At 71.6% G+C, this 18,598-nt stretch carries 18 protein-coding genes; 8 read left to right on the top strand and 10 right to left on the bottom strand.

From position 1 onward, the window contains the following. Nucleotides 1-124 precede the first annotated feature (124 nt). From J4N02_RS16055 to J4N02_RS16045, 3 genes are all read left to right on the top strand, one after another. On the top strand, nucleotides 125-1,087 hold the full coding sequence (locus tag J4N02_RS16055; RefSeq protein WP_188334265.1) for a DUF2207 family protein: 963 nt from the start codon (nucleotides 125-127) through the stop codon (nucleotides 1,085-1,087). Beyond that, on the top strand, nucleotides 1,084-2,220 hold the full coding sequence (locus J4N02_RS16050) for a DUF2207 family protein (RefSeq protein ID WP_182814674.1): 1,137 nt from the start codon (nucleotides 1,084-1,086) through the stop codon (nucleotides 2,218-2,220). Before J4N02_RS16055 ends, J4N02_RS16050 begins: the two co-directional genes overlap by 4 nt. 137 nt (nucleotides 2,221-2,357) lie before the next feature. Beyond that, on the top strand, nucleotides 2,358-4,058 hold the full coding sequence (locus J4N02_RS16045; RefSeq protein ID WP_188334266.1) for a glycoside hydrolase family 3 protein: 1,701 nt from the start codon (nucleotides 2,358-2,360) through the stop codon (nucleotides 4,056-4,058). A gap of 82 nt (nucleotides 4,059-4,140) precedes the next feature. Here J4N02_RS16045 and J4N02_RS16040 read toward each other — a convergent pair whose 3' ends face one another. Further along, nucleotides 4,141-4,884, bottom strand: coding sequence for a hypothetical protein (locus J4N02_RS16040; RefSeq protein WP_182814675.1), 744 nt, complete (start codon nucleotides 4,882-4,884; stop codon nucleotides 4,141-4,143). Nucleotides 4,885-5,038: 154 nt separating this feature from the next. Here J4N02_RS16040 and serB point away from each other — a divergent pair, with 154 nt between their 5' ends. After that, a complete protein-coding gene (gene serB / locus J4N02_RS16035; protein WP_188334267.1) occupies nucleotides 5,039-6,232 on the top strand; it encodes a phosphoserine phosphatase SerB in 1,194 nt (397 codons plus the stop codon). A gap of 7 nt (nucleotides 6,233-6,239) precedes the next feature. Here serB and J4N02_RS16030 read toward each other — a convergent pair whose 3' ends face one another. The 5 genes from J4N02_RS16030 to J4N02_RS16010 all read right to left on the bottom strand — a co-directional run bounded on the left by J4N02_RS16030 (nucleotide 6,240) and on the right by J4N02_RS16010 (nucleotide 9,691). Further along, nucleotides 6,240-6,971, bottom strand: coding sequence for a hypothetical protein (locus tag J4N02_RS16030; protein WP_182814677.1), 732 nt, complete (start codon nucleotides 6,969-6,971; stop codon nucleotides 6,240-6,242). 2 nt (nucleotides 6,972-6,973) lie between these two features. Beyond that, on the bottom strand, nucleotides 6,974-7,840 hold the full coding sequence (locus tag J4N02_RS16025; RefSeq protein WP_188334268.1) for an ATP-binding cassette domain-containing protein: 867 nt from the start codon (nucleotides 7,838-7,840) through the stop codon (nucleotides 6,974-6,976). After that, a complete protein-coding gene (locus J4N02_RS16020; RefSeq protein ID WP_188334269.1) occupies nucleotides 7,833-8,228 on the bottom strand; it encodes a GntR family transcriptional regulator in 396 nt (131 codons plus the stop codon). Before J4N02_RS16020 ends, J4N02_RS16025 begins: the two co-directional genes overlap by 8 nt. Nucleotides 8,229-8,333: 105 nt before the next feature. Beyond that, a complete protein-coding gene (locus J4N02_RS16015; RefSeq protein ID WP_182814680.1) occupies nucleotides 8,334-9,518 on the bottom strand; it encodes an MFS transporter in 1,185 nt (394 codons plus the stop codon). Continuing rightward, a complete protein-coding gene (locus J4N02_RS16010) occupies nucleotides 9,515-9,691 on the bottom strand; it encodes a hypothetical protein (protein WP_188334270.1) in 177 nt (58 codons plus the stop codon). The genes J4N02_RS16015 and J4N02_RS16010 overlap by 4 nt, the downstream gene beginning before the upstream one ends. A gap of 33 nt (nucleotides 9,692-9,724) precedes the next feature. On the opposite strand from J4N02_RS16010, the gene J4N02_RS16005 reads away from it, so the two are divergent. After that, the gene (locus tag J4N02_RS16005; RefSeq protein WP_182814682.1) at nucleotides 9,725-10,249 is read left to right on the top strand and encodes a glycine cleavage system protein R; all 525 of its coding nucleotides are present in this window, start codon (nucleotides 9,725-9,727) and stop codon (nucleotides 10,247-10,249) included. Between the two features lie 4 nt (nucleotides 10,250-10,253). Next, nucleotides 10,254-11,066, top strand: a complete 813-nt coding sequence (locus J4N02_RS16000) for a CPBP family intramembrane glutamic endopeptidase (protein ID WP_188334271.1) — start codon at nucleotides 10,254-10,256, stop codon at nucleotides 11,064-11,066. A gap of 10 nt (nucleotides 11,067-11,076) precedes the next feature. Here the strand turns inward: J4N02_RS16000 and J4N02_RS15995 are convergent, their stop codons facing one another. Together J4N02_RS15995 and J4N02_RS15990 are read right to left on the bottom strand one after the other, a co-directional pair. Further along, nucleotides 11,077-11,817, bottom strand: coding sequence for a phosphotransferase enzyme family protein (locus tag J4N02_RS15995; protein ID WP_182814684.1), 741 nt, complete (start codon nucleotides 11,815-11,817; stop codon nucleotides 11,077-11,079). Nucleotides 11,818-11,833: 16 nt separating this feature from the next. Continuing rightward, entirely contained in the window at nucleotides 11,834-12,460 is a 627-nt protein-coding gene (locus J4N02_RS15990; protein ID WP_188334272.1) for a hypothetical protein, read from the bottom strand. Between the two features lie 86 nt (nucleotides 12,461-12,546). Here J4N02_RS15990 and J4N02_RS15985 point away from each other — a divergent pair, with 86 nt between their 5' ends. Together J4N02_RS15985 and J4N02_RS15980 are read left to right on the top strand one after the other, a co-directional pair. Continuing rightward, nucleotides 12,547-14,109 carry a serine/threonine-protein kinase gene (locus tag J4N02_RS15985; protein ID WP_188334273.1) on the top strand — a complete coding sequence of 521 codons (1,563 nt, stop codon included), beginning with the start codon at nucleotides 12,547-12,549 and terminating at the stop codon, nucleotides 14,107-14,109. Between the two features lie 33 nt (nucleotides 14,110-14,142). Next, a complete protein-coding gene (locus tag J4N02_RS15980; protein ID WP_188334274.1) occupies nucleotides 14,143-16,125 on the top strand; it encodes a M3 family metallopeptidase in 1,983 nt (660 codons plus the stop codon). Here J4N02_RS15980 and J4N02_RS15975 read toward each other — a convergent pair. Further along, nucleotides 16,122-17,036 (bottom strand): hypothetical protein, encoded by a 915-nt coding sequence (locus tag J4N02_RS15975; protein WP_188334275.1) that lies wholly within the window; start codon nucleotides 17,034-17,036, stop codon nucleotides 16,122-16,124. The genes J4N02_RS15980 and J4N02_RS15975 overlap by 4 nt on opposite strands. Nucleotides 17,037-17,141: 105 nt before the next feature. Continuing rightward, the gene (locus J4N02_RS15970; RefSeq protein WP_188334276.1) at nucleotides 17,142-18,515 is read right to left on the bottom strand and encodes an L-serine ammonia-lyase; all 1,374 of its coding nucleotides are present in this window, start codon (nucleotides 18,513-18,515) and stop codon (nucleotides 17,142-17,144) included. Nucleotides 18,516-18,598: the final 83 nt, after the last annotated feature.

Raw genomic sequence — 18,598 nt, 5'->3', positions numbered from 1 at the left:
CGGGCGTGGCCGGGCGTCCGCCCACCCGCCCCGCTCGGTCCTCCGCAGGAGGGTTCCGGGCGGATGTCGTCCTTTCGGATGAGGGCTTGGGCCCTTGTCGAGGAGGCCCGCTAGGGTCGGGCGCATGCTGTGGCCCACCCTCCTCGCCGTGGCGGCCACCGTGTACCTCGTCGTGCGGGTCGTGATGACCCTGAGGGCCCGGGACGCGCCGCGCGTGCGACCGATCCGACCGACCTACACGCCACCCCCGGAGCTGACGCCGGGCGTCGCGGCGAGGCTGCTGCGGGACGTCAACGACGCCGAGGGCGTCGTCGCGGAGGTGCTCGACCTGGCCGTGAAGGGCGCCTGGCAGCTGGGCGTCCGCGAGGTCGACGGGGCGGGGACGTGGGTCCTGCTCCGGCCCAGCCCCTACGGCCCGATCCTCGACCAGGTGCCCGAGGCGGTCTACCGCGGGGTCTTCAACCGGGCGGACATGACCGTGGCCCGCACCCTGGTCCCCAGCGACACCCGTGCCGCCCACGCCAAGGAGGCCCGCACCCGCGCCGAGGACCTCGTCGTGGCGAAGGGGTGGGTGCGTCGCCACCGCGGGCACTACCTGGTGCTCAACCTGGTCGGGCAGGCGCTGCTCGCGGGGTCGCTGGCGATCCCGATCGCGGCGGCGATGAACAAGGCCGGCAGCCTGGTCGACCCGGGTGGGCCGGAGGGCCTGCCCCTCATCATCTACGGCGGCTCGGCAGGCTTCTTCAGCCAGTTCCTCGGCGTGAAGCCCTGGACCCTCACCCCCGAGGGTCGCCGTCTGGTCGACGAGGTCGAGGGGCTGCGCGCCTACATGACGCTGCCCGACGACGAGCGCAGCCGCGTCCTCGACACCGACGCCGTCTCCCGCGTGAAGGCACACGAGCGCCTGCTGCCCTACGCCGCCCTGTTCGGGATCATGCCGGACTGGGTCGAGGTGCTCCGCGCCGACCACTCCCGCGCCGGGACGTCCCCGGCGTGGGTCGAGGGTGGGGGGCAGGACGCCGCGGCCACGGCGTCCGTCTACGCCAGCCTGGCGGGGGTTGGGGGCCTCCGTAGGCTGGGTGCATGATCTGGGCCGCCCTCCTCGCCATCGCGACGGTCGTCGCCGTCGTCGCGCGCGTCGTGCTCGCCCGGCGCGAGCGGGACGCCATCGGCAACCAGACCGTCGCCGTCGCCTTCGCCCCGCCGCGCGTCGTCACGCCCGGCCTGTCCGCGGCCCTGCGCCGCGAGGTGTCGGGCTCGACGATCATCCCGGCCGAGATCCTCGACCTCGCGGTGCGCGGCGTCTGGCAGGTCGGGGTCGTCGGCGAGGGCCGCGACAAGGTGTGGTTCGTCCAGCGCGACGACATCCGCGAGCCCGAGCTGCCCGAGGTGCCGCTCGCGGTGTACCGCGCGATCTTCCCGTCCGGGTCGGGCCTGACCCGGGTCGAGCTGCGGCCCGACCCCGAGCGCACGCGCCTGCTGCGGCAGGCGATCCCCATCGCCCACGACACGGTCGTGCGACGCGGCTGGGTGCGCCACGGCGTCCCGGCGCCCTTCCTGTGGGCGGGGTGGGCCGGCATCGGGCTGGCCCTGCTCGGCTTCATCACGCTGGCCTGGGGGGCTCCCGCGGGGGCGGTCCCGCTGCTCGGGTTCACCGTCGTCGGCGGCATGGCGACGATGTTCATCAAGCCCAAGCCGTGGCGGCTGACCCCCGAGGGCCGGCGCATCAACGACGAGCTCGACGGGCTCAAGCTCTACATGACCATGGCCGAGGCCGACCGCCTCAAGGTGCTGCAGGCGCCCGACACGGCCGAGCGCGTGCCCGCCCTGGCCGGCCCCGACGGCACCGACAAGGGCGAGATCGCCAAGCTCCACGAGCGTCTGCTGCCGTACGCGGTGCTGTTCGGGATCCTGCCGCAGTGGTCGGAGGTCGTGAAGCACAGCTACGCCGAGGCCGAGTACGCGCCCGGCTGGCTCGCGCTCGACGTGGCGACCGACATCATCCTGTGGTCGACGTTCCTCAACATGGGCGGCTTCGACGCCCTGGGCGAACTCGGTGACTTCGGCAGCGACGTGGGGGACGCCACGGGCCTGGGCGAGCTGGGCTCCGGCGACGCCCCCGGTGACTTCGGGGACGGCGGCGGGGCCGACTTCGGCGGCGGCGGGGACTTCGGTGGGGGCGACTTCGGCGGCGGTGACTTCGGGGGCTTCGACTTCTGAAGCCGCGCCCGGGACCGGGTGCCAACTTCGGTGGCAACTACGGTGAATCCCCGGTGGGCCGCGCGGATCGCCGTTAGATTCGAGGCGTCCAACCACCTTTCCGGCGGCCCAGGGCCCCGGGGACGAAGGGAGCCAACGTGGGCGAATTCGTTGACCTCAAGGCCAAGCCGTACAACCTCTCCGACGAGGACGTCGCGTGGGTCGAAGACACCATCGCCGGCATGTCGATCGAGGAGAAGATCGGCCAGCTGTTCATCAGCCACAACCGCAACCTCGACGTCGACGAGGCGCAGGAGAAGATCTCGAAGTACCACTACGGCGGCCAGCGCTACAAGGACGCCGGCTCCGCCGCGCGTGACGTGTTCGACTTCACCACCGGACTGCGCGAGGTCGCCAAGATCCCGATGCTCGTCGCGGCCAACTGCGACAACGGCGGCGACGGCGCCTGCGAGGAGGGCGTCTACGTGGCGTCCGGGGCCGCGTGCGAGGCGTCCGGTGACGAGAACGTGAGCTACGGCGCCGGGCTGGTCGCGGGCGAGACCTGTCGCGCCATCGGCGTGAACTGGAACTTCGACCCCTGCGTCGACATCCTCTACAACTGGCGCAACACCATCGTGAACACGCGCGCCTACGGCACCGACGCCGACACCGTCCTCAAGCACACGCGCGCCTACCTGCGCGGCATCACCGAGAACGGCCTGGCCACCTGCGTGAAGCACTTCCCCGGTGACGGCACCGAGGAGCGCGACCAGCACCTGATCCTGGGCGTCAACGAGCTCTCGGTCGAGGAGTGGGAGGAGTCCTTCGGCAAGGTCTACCGGACGCTGATCGACGACGGCCTGCACTCGATCATGGTCGGCCACATCGCGCTGCCGGAGTACTCCAAGAAGCTGCGGCCCGAGTTCACCGACGACGACATCATGCCGGCGACCCTGGCGCCCGAGCTGCTCACCGACCTGCTGAAGGGCCAGCTGGGCTGGAACGGCCTGACCATCACCGACGCCTCGCACATGATCGGCTTCGCCGCCGCCATGAAGCGCAAGGACGCCGTGCCCGGCTGCATCGCCGCCGGCTGCGACATGCTCCTCTTCTTCCGCGACGAGGACGAGGACTACGAGTCGATGTTGCAGGGCTACAAGGACGGCGTCATCACCGACGAGCGCCTGCACGACGCGCTGCGGCGCATCCTGGGCGTCAAGGCGTCCATCGGCCTGCACAAGGGCGAGCACGTGCCGACCGAGGAGGGCCTGTCGGTCATCGGCTCGGAGAAGCACCTCGAGATCGCGCGCGACGCGGCCGACAAGGCGATCACGCTGGTCAAGAACACGCAGGACCAGCTGCCGATCACGCCGAAGACCCACCCGCGCATCGAGCTGCGCTACCTCTCGATGGAGGAGGCGGGCGGCATCTACGCGGCCGGTGGGGCGCTCGACATGATCAAGGAGGAGCTCGAGGCCGTCGGCTTCCAGATCACCTATGCGCCGGGCAACATGCGCATCGGCGGCAAGGTGTCCGACTACGTGCGTGACTTCGACGCCACGTTCACCTTCTGCGACCTGCGCGGCTACGCGTCGGAGAACGCCTACCGCATCCGCTGGGCGAACCCGATGTCGGCCGACATCCCGTGGCAGGTCTGGGAGAAGCCGGTCGTGTTCATCGGCATGAACTGGACGACGCACCTCTACGACGTCCCGATGGTGAAGACCTTCATCAACTCGTACAAGAACACCCGTGAGGTGGTGCGCCAGACGATTCAGAAGATCATGGGCGAGTCGGAGTTCAAGGGCACGCCCAACGAGCTCGTCTGGTGCGGCGGCCTGTGGGAGGCCAAGCGCTGACGCGCATTGCGCCGAGGGCTTGAGTTTTCAGCGCCGAGGGCTTGGGTTCCACCAGGGAACTCAAGCCCTCGACCCTTGAAACTCAAGCCCTCGGCGCTTGTGGTGCGGCCGCGGTCGCGATGGCGGTCACGTCGGGTGGCAGGTCCTTGCCCGTGCGCGGGGCGTCCAGATGCGGGTGGGTGCCGAGGGGCCAGTAGCGCGCGGGGCCGTCGAGCGGGCAGACCAGCAGGTCGGGCTCGCGGGCCCCGCCACGGTGCACCGTCAGCACCCGTGCTCGCACGTGCTCGATGTCGGCATCGAAGAGCGCGGACGCCTCGACGGCCCGGGTCGTCCGCCCGTCGAGCGCGATGTGCCACGAGTTCACGGACAGGTCGGGCCACGGGTGCTCGGTGTTGGGCGGGAGCAGTTGCGCGACATCGGACGACATCGCGACGACCTCGTCCCCCAAGACGGCGTGGTCGGCGGAGAGCGCCGAGGCCACGGCGTCCACGATGCCGAGGGTGGTGGCTTCGAGGAACGGCTGCCCGGTGGGGCTCGGCAGCGGCAGGTCGCGGGGCAGCCATACGTCCGCGAGCAGGTCATCGTCCTGGTCGAACCGGATCTGGGTGATCGTCACGCGCGCCTGGTCGCCGTCGGGCTGGATAAGGATCTGCGGATCGGCGTGCCCGCGCCGGACGGGCACGGTGATGCCGGTCGCCGGGTCGAACCAGGCGTGGATGGTCCGGAAGCTCGAGGTTTCCACGACGGCGACCGAGATTAATCCTGCCGCGAGCAGTTGGCCGGATGCACCGGGGACCATCGGCCACGGGGTGAACTGGGTTGACACCGCTTCTGCGTGGGGGTGGGTCCTCACGGGGCCAATATCCATCCAGTGCGGCGAACAGGCTTCATGGTGCAATCTCCGAGCTGGGGGGGGGCTCGTAAGGTAGCTGAATTGGAGGACGCAGTCAAGGGTCGAGTAGGGATGAAAAGATGACGGCATGGCAGACCTGCAGACACTCGCCGCCACCCTCTCTGGTCCCGACCGGCCCGGCATCACGCACGCCCTCATGAGCGCCGTCGCCGGGCTGGGGACCGAGGTGCTCGACCTCGAGCAGGTCGTCGTGCGCGGCCAGGTGACGATCGCGCTGTTGCTGGGCTCGCTGCCTGATGATCTCGACCGGCTCGAGGACCGCCTCGCCGGCACCGCCGCCCGCCTGGGCTACCGGCTCACCATCGAGGAGGGCCTGGGCGACAACCCGCCCCGGCCGCGCCGCGTGGTCGTGACCATCCTCGGACGCCCCCTCAGGGCCACCCACCTCGCTGCAGTCGGGCGGGTGGTCAGCGAGCACGGCGGGAACATCGACCGCGTCCGACGTCTCTCGCGCACCCCGATGACGACGCTGGAGTTCATGGTGTCGAACGCCGAGGTCGCTGCCCTGCGCCCGGCACTGGCCGCGACCGCAGCCGAGACCGGGTTCGACGTGTCGGTGTCGCCGGCCGGTCTGGCCCGTCAGGGTCGGCGGTTGGTGGTCATGGACGTCGACTCCACCCTGATCCGCGATGAGGTGATCGAACTGCTCGCCCGCCACGCCGGGCGGGAGGCCGAGGTGGCCGCAGTCACCGAGCGGGCCATGCGTGGGGAACTCGACTTCGCCGAGTCGCTCCACGCCCGCGTGGCGACCCTGGCCGGGTTGCCGGTGTCGGTGTTCGACGACGTGATCGAGGCGGTGCGTCTTACCCCCGGCGCCCGCACCCTTGTCGCCACGCTGCAGGACCTCGGCTTCGCCGTCGCCTTGGTGTCGGGTGGTTTCGTCGAGGTCGTGAAGCCGCTGGCGAAGTCGCTCGGCATCAAGCACGTCGCCGCGAACCGCTTGGAGGTGAGCGACGGCGTCCTGACCGGAAAGGTGAAGGGCGAGGTCGTCGACCGGGCGATGAAGGCCACCATGCTGAAGAAGTTCGCCGCCGCCGAGGGCTTGCCCCTGTCGCGCACGGTCGCGGTGGGCGACGGCGCCAACGACCTCGACATGCTCGCCGCCGCCGGGCTGGGCATCGCGTTCAACGCCAAGCCGGCGGTGCGGGCCTCGGCCGACACGGCGCTGAACTTCCCCTACCTGGACGCCGTGCTCTACCTGCTCGGCTTCAGCCGCGAAGAGGTCGAGGACGCCGCGGCCAACCGCCCGCCGCGCCCCTGACGGGCCGTCAGAGGGCCACGCACCGGAACATCGCCCAAGCGCCGGCGATCGAACCCGCCAACACCCCCAAGTAGAGCAGCACCCCGAACCAGGTGAACCCGGTGTCGACCAGCACCGTGACGAAGGCCGCCCCGATGAGCACGGCCGGGATGGCCAGGACCAGCAACAGCCCGAGAGGTCCCCAACGCAGGAACCCCACGCTGGTGAGCAACACGGTGAGGATCACGGGCGTCAGGTACCACAGCGCGAACACCCAGGAGCCGTTCCACAGGCCGTCGTGCGTGCCCATGATGTTCGACGTCTCCAGCGCGAACACGTGGATCCCACCCGTGCCCAGCGCCCGCAGCTCGAGCAGACCGGCGGCCAGCGACACCACGTGCAACGCCGCCTGCAGCAACACGCTCGCAGCGGTCGTCACGGCGAAGACGACCCCGCGGTCGTGGCCCAGCCCGGCGGCGTAGCGCGCGCCCCAGACCCACAGAACCGGGATCGCCGCGAAGCCCGCCAGCAGCAGGATCCCCGAGGGCAGCGTGCTCCAACGGCCGAACGTATCGACGTGCCCGCCGTCGTAGGGGTTGCGGCCGGCCAGCGAGACCCACGCCACCCCGGCGGCCACCAACCAGACGGCCAGCGGCCACAGCAACCGCCAGGCCAACGGCCCGGCGACGGCGGCGAGGACCGCGGGCACCTGACTCCAGCGTGAACGGGTCGGGACGGGGAGTTCGAGAACAGCAGACATGGCTACTCCTTCGATGCCAGCGGCAGCACGCCCGCGAGCGCCTGCAGCGTGAGGGGGTGGGTGCGTCCGGCGAATCCCGCAGGCACGTCGGACGCGGCGACGATCGCGCTCCCGCGACCGCCCAGGCGCTCGAGCTCGCCCAGGCGGGGCAGGGCTTCGATCACGGCAGGATCCGCCTCGACGCGGACCCAGCGGGTCAGGAGTTCGTCGACGTCGGCGTCGGTGACGAGCCGGCCGGCGTCCAGCACGAGCACGCGCTCGAAGAGCGGCGCGGTCTCGTCGATCAGGTGGGTCGAGATCACCCACGTGCGCGGGCGGAGCGCCTGTTCCTCGATGATCGCCCGCGTGAGCAGGTCGCGGGAGGGGGCGTCCAACCCCGTTTGCGGCTCGTCGAGCAGGGTGAGTGGCGCACGGCTCGCCAACGCGAGGGACGCCTGCGCTGCGGTCTGCTTCCCCGCGCTGAGGCGCCGGGGGTGGGCGGACGGGTGGATGCCGAACCCCTCCAGCAGGGCGAGCGCGCGGGTGCGGTCGAAGTGGGGCCGCGCTCGTCCCAGCCCGGCGATGAGGGACGCCAGCGTGCGGTCCCCAGCCCCCGGCCAACCTGCGCCGGCGAGGTGGACCAACCCCGGCGTCCGGCCGAGGTCGGCGAGGGGGACGCGGTGGACGTGGGCGTCGCCGGTGAACCGGGGTTCGCGCCCGGCCAGGACCCGCAGCAGGGTGGTCTTGCCGGCGCCGTTGCGGCCGACGAGCCCGACGATGCTGGCGGCGGGGATGATCGCGTGGAGGTCGGCCAGCGCGGCGACGTCGCGGCCCGGGGACCGGTAGGTGACCGAGAGTCCGGTGAGGGCGATGGCGGGGCTGTCAGCCATGGTGGGCCTCCTGGATCAGGGCGATGACGTCGGCGTCGGTGAGCCCGAGGCGGCGGGCCTCGGCGAGCGCGGGGGCGAGGAAGCGGGCGGCGAAGTCGGTGCGGCGCCGGCGCAGGAGGGCGTCGCGGGCGCCGGTGGCCACGAACATGCCGATGCCGCGCTTCTTGTACAGGACGCCCCCGGCGACCAGCTCGTTGACGCCCTTCAGCGCAGTGGCCGGGTTGATGCGGTGGAACGCGGCGATCTCGTTGGTCGAGGGGGCCTGGTCCTCCTCGGCGAGGAGGCCGTCGACGATGTCGTTCTCGATCGCGCGGGCGATCTGCAGGAACAGCGGCAGCTCCACGCCATCGGCCTGCCCGATGGGTGCATTAGTGGAGTAACTAACCATGCAACCAGTGTGCGCCTGGCGTCAGGGAGAAGTCAAGCCCTCGACACAGGCAAGGCAGGCTGTCGGCGGCAGGAAGGCGGGCTGTCGGCGCAGTCACCGCGGCGGTCAAGCGGCGGCGGTGCGGCCGACGCGCCACCAGGGGAACAGGGCGACCAGCAGCATGCAGCCGGTGAGGAAGAAGGCCCAGCCGAAGCCGAAGACGTCGGCGATCAGTCCGGCGAGCAGGGTGCCGGCGATGGAACCCAGGTCGGTCGACATCGAGAACGTCGACAGGGCCTGGCCGCCGTTGCGGTCGGCCCCGATGATGTCGGCGAGCATGGCCTGCGACGCCGGCTGGATCATCGACGCCCCCACGCCGGTCAGGACCGACAACCCCAGGAACACCGGCAGCGACTCAGACCAGCCGAACACCAGCGTGGTCACGCCCGTCACGAGCAACCCGACCATCAGCACCGGACGCCGGCCCAGCGCGTCCACCATCCGCCCGGTGAACTGCTGCGCGATCACGTTGCCGACGGCCATCAGGGTCAGCGCGATGCCGGCCATGGGCGCGCCGATCGTGGGCACGTGCGCGGCCAGCAGCGGCACCAGCGCGATCCGCACCCCGAAGGTGGCCCAGCCGTTCGCGAACCCCGACACCAGCAGAGCCCGGTAGTGGGGCAGCGCCATGGCCTCGGCGAGCTTCATACGGGGGCGGGCGTCCTCGACGGCGGCGTCGCGGGGCGCCTCGCGCAGGAACAGCAGCACCACCAGCAGCGCGAGCACCACCGTGCCGCCGTAGATCGCGAAGGCGACGCGGTAGCCCAGCACGGCCAGGAAGGTGCCCAGGATCGGCCCGATGATGTTGCCCAGCAGGAACGCCGACCCGTACAGCGCCGACGTGCGGCCGCGCGCGGTCGGCGGCGCCAGCCGCACGATCAGGCCCATCGACGAGACGGTGAACGTCACCGAACCGATGCCGCCCAGGCCGCGCCACAGCAGCAGGTCCCAGTAGCCGACGGCGACCGCGCACAGGAACGAGCTCGCCGCCACCACGGCCAGGCCCGCGATGTACATCCAGCGCTCGCCGAACCGCGAGATCAGGACGCCGGCCCCCGGCGCGAACACCATCCGGGTGAGCGCGAACACCGTCACGATTGCGGACGCCGCGGCCACCCCCACGTCGAAGCTCGCCGCGTACTGGGGCAGGATCGGCGCGATGATGCCGAAGCCGAGGGCGATCACGAACGCGGCGACGACCAGGACCCAGATCTCCCGGGGGACCGGCACGCGGGCGGGGGCCTGGCTCATGCGGCCTTGACCACCTCGGTGGGCACCCGGGGCCGCAGGCGCCCGGTGCTGCGGAGCACCCAGAGCACCACGTTGACCGAGCACATCACCCCGATGACGGTTGCGCAGATCAGCATGGAGAGGTCGCCGACGGCCCACGCCCAGGCCCAACCCCACAGCACCACGAGATCCACCCGTGCAGCTTACGGCCACGGTAGCGTGGCGGCATGACCACCCTCGTGCTCACCGTCATCGGTGATGACCGTTCCGGCATCGTCAACACGCTCGCCGAGGTCGTGGCGTCCCACGACGGCAACTGGGAGCGCAGCTCGATGTCCGAGCTGGCCGGCGCCTTCGCGGGCATCGTCGTCGTCACGCTCCCCGAGGGCCGGGCCGCCGACTTCACCGCGGCCGTCCAGGCGCTGCCCGACCTCACGATCGTCGTGCACGACGTGGACGCCGCGGAGGCCGAGGAGCCCGACTCCCGCATCACCGTCGAACTGCTCGGCAACGACCGGCCCGGGCTCGTCCGCGAGCTCACCGCCGTGTTCGCCGAGCACGGCCTGTCGATCGAGGAGATCGAGACCGGCTCCTACGAGGCCCCCATGGCCGGCGGACGCCTGTTCGAGGCGCTGCTCGTGGTCCCGGTCCCGAAGGGCACCGACGCGGACGCCCTCCGCGCCGACCTCGAGAAGCTCGCCATGGAGCTGATGGTGGACATCACCGTCGGCGACCTCGGCGACGAGAACTGAGCGCATGGCGTCCGAGGTCGACCAGGTCTTCGACTCCTGGGCCGGCCTGCCCGCCGCCATCGGCGTCTCGCTGAGCGCCTTCTTCCTCTTCGGGTTGATGTGGACGCCCGTCGGCCTGGCCGTGCTGGTGGCGTCCATCGCCTACGCGTGGGTCGTGAGCAAGCCGCTCGCGCAGGACCTGATCCTGATCGGCATCGGCCTGTGCGCGGTCGCGACCACCTCGGTGAAGGCCGACATCAGCTGGCCGCGCTTCTTCGCGATCGGGTTCGCCCTCGCCGCGGCTGTCGCGCTGCCCTTCCTCATGGACCGCTTCGTCTACCAGCGCGAGGTGATCCGGTTCCCGTGGCGGGGCGGACGGACGTGGACCAACCTGCAGAAGTCCTACCTGTTCCTGGTGCCGTTCCTCGCCTGGCTGATCCTGCCGTTCTACTTCATCACCTCGGGCGCCTACGAGAACTGGCCCGCCATCCACGAGCCCAGCGAGTACGCGCGCTTCTTCGTCGGCGTCAACGCCGTCGGCACGTGGGACGAGCTGTTCTTCATCTGCACCTGCTTCGTGCTGCTGCGCCGGCACTTCCCGATGTGGCAGGCCAACTTGCTGCAGGCGGTGATCTTCGTCTCGTTCCTGTGGGAGCTCGGCTACCAGCGCTGGGGGCCGCTCCTGACGTTCCCGTTCGCGCTGCTGCAGGGCTACATCTTCACCAAGACGCGGTCGCTCACCTACGTCGTGATCGTGCACCTGCTGTTCGACGCGATCGTGTTCCTCGCGATCGTGCACGCGCACGACCGCTCGTTCTTCCCGTTCTTCCTCTACTGAGGGCGCGGGCTCAGCGCAGCAGGCCCGCCAGGAACGCCGCGTCCTTGGAGTAGTTCTCGGCGTCCAGCAGCAGCTTGTCGTTCTTGCGCGCCAGGCCGTGGCTGTGGGTGAAGGACGCCAGGTCCTCCAGCCGCTCGACGATCACCTCGAGCAGCTGGGGCACCGTGGCGTCGGAGCCGTAGGCGCGCAGCGCCAGTTCCAGGCGCGCGGAGAGGTCGATCGGCAGGTCGGGTGCGTCGGGGTTGGAGGGCCGCATCAGGGGGACCATCCGGTAGCAGAGGTAGCCGAGGTCCCACAGGCGCGGGCCGGGGGCCGCGAAGTCCCAGTCGATGACGCCGACGAGCTCGTGGTCGCGGAACACCATGTTGTAGGGCGCGAAGTCGTTGTGGCAGATCACCTCGGCGGGCTTGCGGGGGGCCGAGCGCCAGTGCGGGTCAGGGTCGGTGTACCCGACGGTCGCGTCGTGCAGCTGCCGCAGCCACTTCGCCGCGCGCTTGAGGGCCGCGTCGTCGTAGACCCACTCGGGCAGCGGGTAGGTCGGCACCTTGCCCTTCAGGTAGGTGAGGGCCTCGCGGCCGTCCTTCGTCCACCCCTGCGGCTCGGGCACCCACTCCAGGCCCTGCTCGGACAGGTGGGCCAGCAGCCGCTGGATGGTCGGCGTCCACGGGCCGGCCTCGCGGAGCACCTGGTCGCCGAGGCGGGCCACTTCGGTCATGTGACCGCCCTCGAGCGGCTTCTCCGGCTTGACCATGCGGCCAGCCTAACAATTACGGGTCGGGGACGCCGACGCATGCGGCAGGTGTGCGGCCGCGCTCGTCGACCGCACGGAGCAGCCACGTGATGTCCTGCCGCGCCATCAGGAAGCACGCCGGCGAAGCGCCGGCCACCTCGGTCACCACCGTGTCGACCGGCAACCCGCTCGAGGTGCCGTCGGGCCAGGGCTTCGGGACCACCGCCTGCCCGCCGCCGCTGATGTCGATGATGTCGCACCGGATCGTGACCACCGCGGGCCCAGGGGTGAGGGGGCGGTAGGTCTCCTGCATCTGGTAATCCTGCCCGTTCGCCACGACGACCGGGAACCAGTCGGCCTGGACGTGCACGCCCAGCTCGACCAGCGGCTTCGGGCAGCCGTCGGGCACCGGGGGCAGCACCAGTTCGGGGTACTCCTCCGGCGGGTAGAACGACTCCTCGGGCAGCGGGACGGCCTCGACCGACGGCCCACCCGGCACGCCGGCACCGGCCGGCACCGGCGGGCGCAGCAGGTGCGGGACGATCGTGGCGAGCAGGGTCAGCACCACGATCACGGACCCCACGAGCAGGGCCACGCGGCGCGTCCGGGCGCGCTCCTCGGCGGGCCCGGGGGCTCCGGGGGGAGGTCCCGACGGCGACGACATGGCCGCAGCCTGCCACACCCGGAGCATGACGAACCTCCACCCGTCGTCTCATCTGTTCCTCATGGGCCCTATCTACGATGGATCGCATGAGAGTGGGCGAGCTGGTCGGCGGGCGCTACCGCCTCTGCGCCCCGCTGGGACGCGGGGCGATGGGGCAGGTGTTCCGCGCGACCGACGAGAGGCTGCGGCGCGAGGTCGCGGTCAAGGCCGTCGACCTCACGAGCACCACCGACCGGTCCGTGGCCGAGCGCTTCCACCGCGAGGCCATCGCCACCGCCCAGCTCAACCACCCCAACATCGTCACGATCTTCGACGCCGGCAGCGACGGCCAGACGGCCTGGCTCGTCATGGAGCTGCTGTCCGGACGCCCGGTCTCCCAGGTCCTGCGCGAGGAGGGCCCGATGTCGGAGACCCGCGCCATCGCGGTGGCCCGGGAGGTCGCGCAGGCGCTGGTCGCGACCCACGCCATCGGCGTGGTGCACCGCGACATCAAGCCGGCCAACATCATGGTCAGCGGCCCCACCGTCACCCTCCTCGACTTCGGCATCGCGCAGGTCACCCTCGACGCCGAGCAGCACCTCACCGCCCCGGCGACCACCCTCGGCACTGCGGCCTACATGTCGCCCGAACAGGCGCAGGGGCGCCGGGCCACCGCGGCGTCCGACGTCTATGCCCTCGGTGGAGTGCTGGTCGCCATGCTGACCGGGCAGCCGCCCTACCCGGGCGACAACGCGATCCAGGTCGCCGGCCGCCACATCAGCGAGCCGCCGGTCTCGGTGCGCTCGCGCCGGCCCACCGTCTCGGCGACGCTCGACGACCTCGTGCTGCGCATGACGGCCAAGGACCCCCTCGCGCGGCCCACCGCCGCCATCGTCGCCCAGGCCCTGACGCACCTGGCCGACAACCCCGGTGCCGCCCGCACCGAGGCGATCCTCCCCGCCGCCGCGGCCGCGGTCGTCGCGCCCCCGGCGACCGCCATCCTCCCCGCGGTCACCGCCGACCTGCCGCCCGCCACCACCCCGATGCCGGGCGTCACGGCCCGCCTGCCCGTGTCCCCGGCCGAACCCCCCGCCTCCGCCGCGCGGCTCAGCACGCGGCCCGACGTGCAGGGCTCGCGGCGCCCGGTGGACGCCGCGCGCTTCCGCACCGCGGCCATGTGGCTGGGCGTGATCGCCGCGGCGATCCTGGTCTTCATGGTGTCCTGGGCGATCGGCTCGTCGGTGTTCCGGGCCGCCCCGGCGGCGTCCGCCTCGCCCGTGACCACCCCCGTGGACACGGCGCCGGACGAACCCGCCACCCCGGCGACCGGGCCGACGCGCCCAGGCCCCGGCCTGCCCTCGATCAACCTCCCGTCCCCCGAGGACGTCGCCCGCGAGGCCGCCCTGCGCGCCGGCATCGCGGGCGTGGACGCCGCCCTCGCGACCCTGCCCACCGACACCCCCGACGGCGAGCGCACGTCTGCTGCGTTGAAGAAGGCGTGGGCGGCCGCGAGCGAGGACCTGCTCGCCGACAAGAAGCCGCGGCAGGCCCTGGAGAAGTTCCGCGACCAGGTCGACAAGCAGCGCGACGACGGCAACCTGCGGCTGTGGGAGGCCGAGGCGGTCAAGCTGGCCCTCAGCGCGGTCGAGGCGCTCGTCCCGGCGGCCTGACGGGGCCTTGTCGCCCCCACTAGGTTGGGGCGCATGACGAACCCGCTGCTCGAACGCTCGCACCTGCCCTACCAGCTGCCCGACTTCGCGGCGCTGACCCCCGAGCACTACCGCGAGGCCTTCGAGACCGGCACCGCGCAGCAGCTCGCGGCGCTGGACGCCCTCGCCACCGACCCCGAGCCGGCCACCGTCGAGAACGTCCTCCACGTCTGGGACACCTCCGGCGACCTGCTCGCCCGCACCTCGATGGTGTTCTACGCGGTGAAGGCCGCCGACACCACGCCCGAGCTCGACGCCCTCTACGAGGAGCTCGCCCCCCGCCTGGCGCAGCACAACGACGCCATCTGGCTCGACCGCCGCCTCTTCGACCGCTTCACCGAGCTCGCCACGCGCGCCCAGGCCGGCGAGGTCGCCCTCGACGCCGAGGACGCCTGGCTGCTCGAGGACACCATCCGCCGCTTCACCCGCGCCGGCGTCGCCCTCGACGAGGAGGGGCAGGCCCGGCTCCGGGAGCTGAACACCCGCCTGGCCGAGCTGCAGGCGTCCTTCGTCAAGGCCAACCGCGAGGCCCGCGTGGCCGGCAAGGTCGTGGTCACAGACCGCGCCGAGCTCGACGGCCTGACCGACGCCGAGGTCGAGGCGCTGGCCACCGGCGACGGCGAGTGGACCATCGAGCTGGTCAACACCACCCAGCAGCCGATCCTGACCCGGCTCCACGACCGGGGCCTGCGCCGACGCGTGTTCGAGGCGTCCGTCGCCCGCGGGCTGGGCGGCGAGAACGACACCCGCCAGACCATCGTCGACATCGCCCGCGCCCGCGCCGAGCGCGCGAACCTGCTCGGCTACGAGCACCACGCCGCACTGTCGGCCGAGTCGGGCTGCGCGAAGACCACCGAGGCCGTCAACAACCTCATGGGCCCGCTCGGCCGGGCGGCCCTCAAGCAGGCCGAGACGGACGCCGCGGCCTTCGCCGAGCGGTTCGCCCAGCTGGGCCAGGGCGAGGACTTCGCCGCCTGGGACTGGGAGTACGTGGCCGAGATCGTCCGCACCGAGACGTTCGCGTTCTCCGACGCCGACGTCGAGCCGCACCTCGACGTCGCCAAGGTGCTCGACGCGACCTACGCCGCCGCGCACGACCTGTACGGCATCACCTTCACCCGCCGCGAGGACCTCGTCGGGCACACCGCCGAGGCGGACGTGTACGAGATCCACAACGCCGACGGCTCGCCGCTGGGGCTGTTCCTGATGGACTTCTGGGCGCGCCCCACCAAGGACGGCGGCGCCTGGATGACCTCGATCGTGCGGCAGAACCACCTCACCAAGCAGCTGCCCGTGGTCACCAACAACTGCAACTACACCAAGGGCAGCTCGGCGATCAGCTGGGACGGCGTGATCACGATGTTCCACGAGTTCGGCCACGCGCTGCACGCGCTGTTCGCCGACTCGAAGTACCCCTCGCGGTCGGGCACGGCCACGCCGCGGGACTTCGTCGAGTTCCCCAGCCAGGTCAACGAGCACTGGGCCTGGCAGCCGGACCGCGTGCTGCCGGCCGAGCTGCTCGACAAGCTCAAGGACGCCCGGTCGTTCAACCAGGGCTTCGGCTCCCTCGAGATCATGGCCGCCACCCTGCTCGACCAGGCGTGGCACCAGACCCCGCTGGACGCCCTGCCCCGCTCGGGCGACGAGGTCGAGGACTTCGAGCGCCGCGCGCTGGAGTTCTGGGGCGTCGCCTCCGACCTCGTGCCCCCACGCTACCGCTCGACCTACTTCAGCCACATCTTCGGCGGCGGCTACGCGGCCGGGTACTACGGCTACAAGTGGGCCGAGGTCATGGACGCCGACGCCGTGGCCTGGTTCGAGGAGAACGGCGGCGGCACCCGCGAGAACGGCGACCACTTCCGGCGCACGCTGCTGGCGCCCGGCGGGTCGGTGGACGCGCTGGACACCTACCGCAGCTTCCGAGGACGCGACCCCCACGTCGAGCCGCTGCTGGAGCGGCTCGGCCTGGAGATCTAGGGGCCGTCGGGCAGCGCGAGCGGCCGGACGGGGAGGCGGTTCATCAGGTCGACCGCGTCCAGCCGCTCGCCCTCCTCGGTCATGCCCGCGCCGGCGATGAGCACCATGATCGTCCAGCCGGTCAGCGACCAGTCCTGGCCGTCGGTGGTCGTGTAGGTGGTGTTCTGGCCGGCGAGGTGCTCGAGCGCCTCGCGGGCGTGGAGCGCGTTGAACGCCCAGCCCAGGTGCTTGAGGTCCGAACCCGGGCGGGCGGTGAGGCCGTAGGCGTGCATGGCGGCCCGGTAGAGCGGGACGTACCGCTCCATGACGTGCGCCCGGTACTGGCCCATCGCGTTGCGGACCGGGGGGTAGTCCGGCCACAGCGCCTGCAGGGCCTCGGCGACGCGGATGACCTTGGTGCTGTCGGCGTAGGTGAACGCCTCGTAGGCGAACGTGCGGACGAACTCGCCCAGTGTGCCCGTCGAGGCCTTGATGGCGTTCGCCAGCAGGCGGTCGTACTTGGGTTCGAAGCGGGCGGGCCGCATGGCGTAGTTGATGACGTCGTTGTACCAGTCGGTCGCCAGCGGCCAGCGGCGCAGCATCTGGTGCTGGCTCATCTCCAGCACGGACTCGACGAAGGGTTGGTGCCCCAGCGAGCTGGACAGGATGCGCGGCACCGAGTCGCGCCCGTCCCGGCCGGGCGGGGCGTCGTCGATCAGCCGGTCGGCCAGGTGGTTCGCGGCCCGCGCCAGCATGTACTGGGTGACCGGGTTCAGGGGGCCGTTCGCCCCGCTGCGCGACGAGATCGACGTCAGGACGCCGTCCAGGTCCTCGATCATGATGTGCCCACGCAGGCGGAGGGGACCTCCGCCACGGTCCTGCACCCAGACGGCCGCCTCCTCGCCGGGGGTGCCCTCGATCAGCCGTTCCACAAGTCCATGTTGCCGTACTTTCACACTTTCGGGGACGCCCAGTCCCCCCTGACCCGGGGGAGACCTCCCCCGAGGGCGTCCGGGAAGGGCCGGGGCGGGCCGGCGTCAGCACTCGATGACGTTCACCGCGAGACCGCCGAGGGCGGTCTCCTTGTACTTCGCCTTCATGTCGGCGCCCGTGTCGCGCATGGTCTTGATCACGCTGTCGAGGCTGACGATGTGCGTCCCGTCGCCGCGCAGGGCGGTGCGTGCGGCGGCCACGGCCTTGACCGACGCGATCGCGTTCCGCTCGATGCACGGCACCTGGACGAGCCCGCCGACGGGGTCGCAGGTGAGCCCGAGGTTGTGCTCCATCCCGATCTCGGCGGCGTTCTCGACCTGCTCCGGCGTCCCGCCCAGCACGGCGGCCAGGCCGGCCGCCGCCATCGAGCAGGCCGAACCGACCTCGCCCTGGCAGCCCACCTCGGCCCCCGAGATGGACGCCGTGTTCTTGAAGATCATCCCGATCGCGCCCGCGGTGAGCAGGAACTTCACCACGCCCGCCTTGTTCGCGCCCGGCACGAAGTCCCAGTAGTAGTGCAGCACCGCCGGGATGATGCCGGCCGCCCCGTTGGTGGGGGCGGTCACGACCCGGCCGCCGGCAGCGTTCTCCTCGTTGACGGCCAGGGCGTAGAAGGTGATCCAGTCCATGCCGCGCAGCGGGTCCTCCGAGGCACCCTCGGTGACCAGCTTGGTGTGCAGGGCGGGCGCCCGCCGCAGGACGCGCAGGCCGCCGGGGAGGCGTCCCTCGGTCTCGGCGCCGTGGGCCACGCACTCCTGCATGACCGCCCAGATCTCGAGCAGGCCGTGCTCGACCTGCTCCTTGGTGCGGCCCATGGCGACCTCGTTCTCCAGCGCGATGCTGGCGATGGAGAGTCCGGTGTGCTCGCTGATCTCCATCAGCTCGGCCGCGGTGTGGAACTTGTAGGGGATCGCGGGCCCCGCCTCGGGCACGACGGGGTCGGAGGCGTCGGCGTCCCCCCGTACGACGAAGCCGCCGCCGACCGAGTAGTAGGTCGCCTCGTGGACGACCTCGCCGGCGGCGTCGCGCGCGGTGAGGACCATGCCGTTGGGGTGGGTCGGCAGTTCGACCGAGCCGTCGAGGACGAGGTCGGCGGCCGGGTCGAACGCGATGGTGTGGCGGCCGCCGAGGGTGAGTTCGTGGGCGTCCCAGGCGCCGCGGACCTTGCCGGCCACCGCCCGCGGGTCGACCGACTCGGGCCGCTCGCCCAGCAGGCCGAGGATGACCGCGTTGTCGGTGCCGTGGCCACGGCCGGTGGCGCCCAGCGAGCCGTAGAGGTCACAGTGCACGCGGGCCACGTCCCCCAGCCGGTCGCCGACCTCGTCGAGGAACATCGCCGCAGCACGCATCGGCCCCACCGTGTGGGACGACGAGGGCCCGATCCCGATGGAGAACAGGTCGAACACGCTCAGAGCCATGGTGGCGACAGTACTGGGCCGCCTCCACCCGGGGCACCCCCTCGGGGTCAAACCCCTAGACCGCTGGTCGGAGGCCGAACCGA

The organism is Propioniciclava sp. MC1595, assembly GCF_017569205.1.
Lineage (GTDB): Bacteria > Actinomycetota > Actinomycetes > Propionibacteriales > Propionibacteriaceae > Propioniciclava.
Note: the sequence above shows the minus strand (reverse complement) of the source record. Positions and strands in the feature narration are given on the sequence as shown.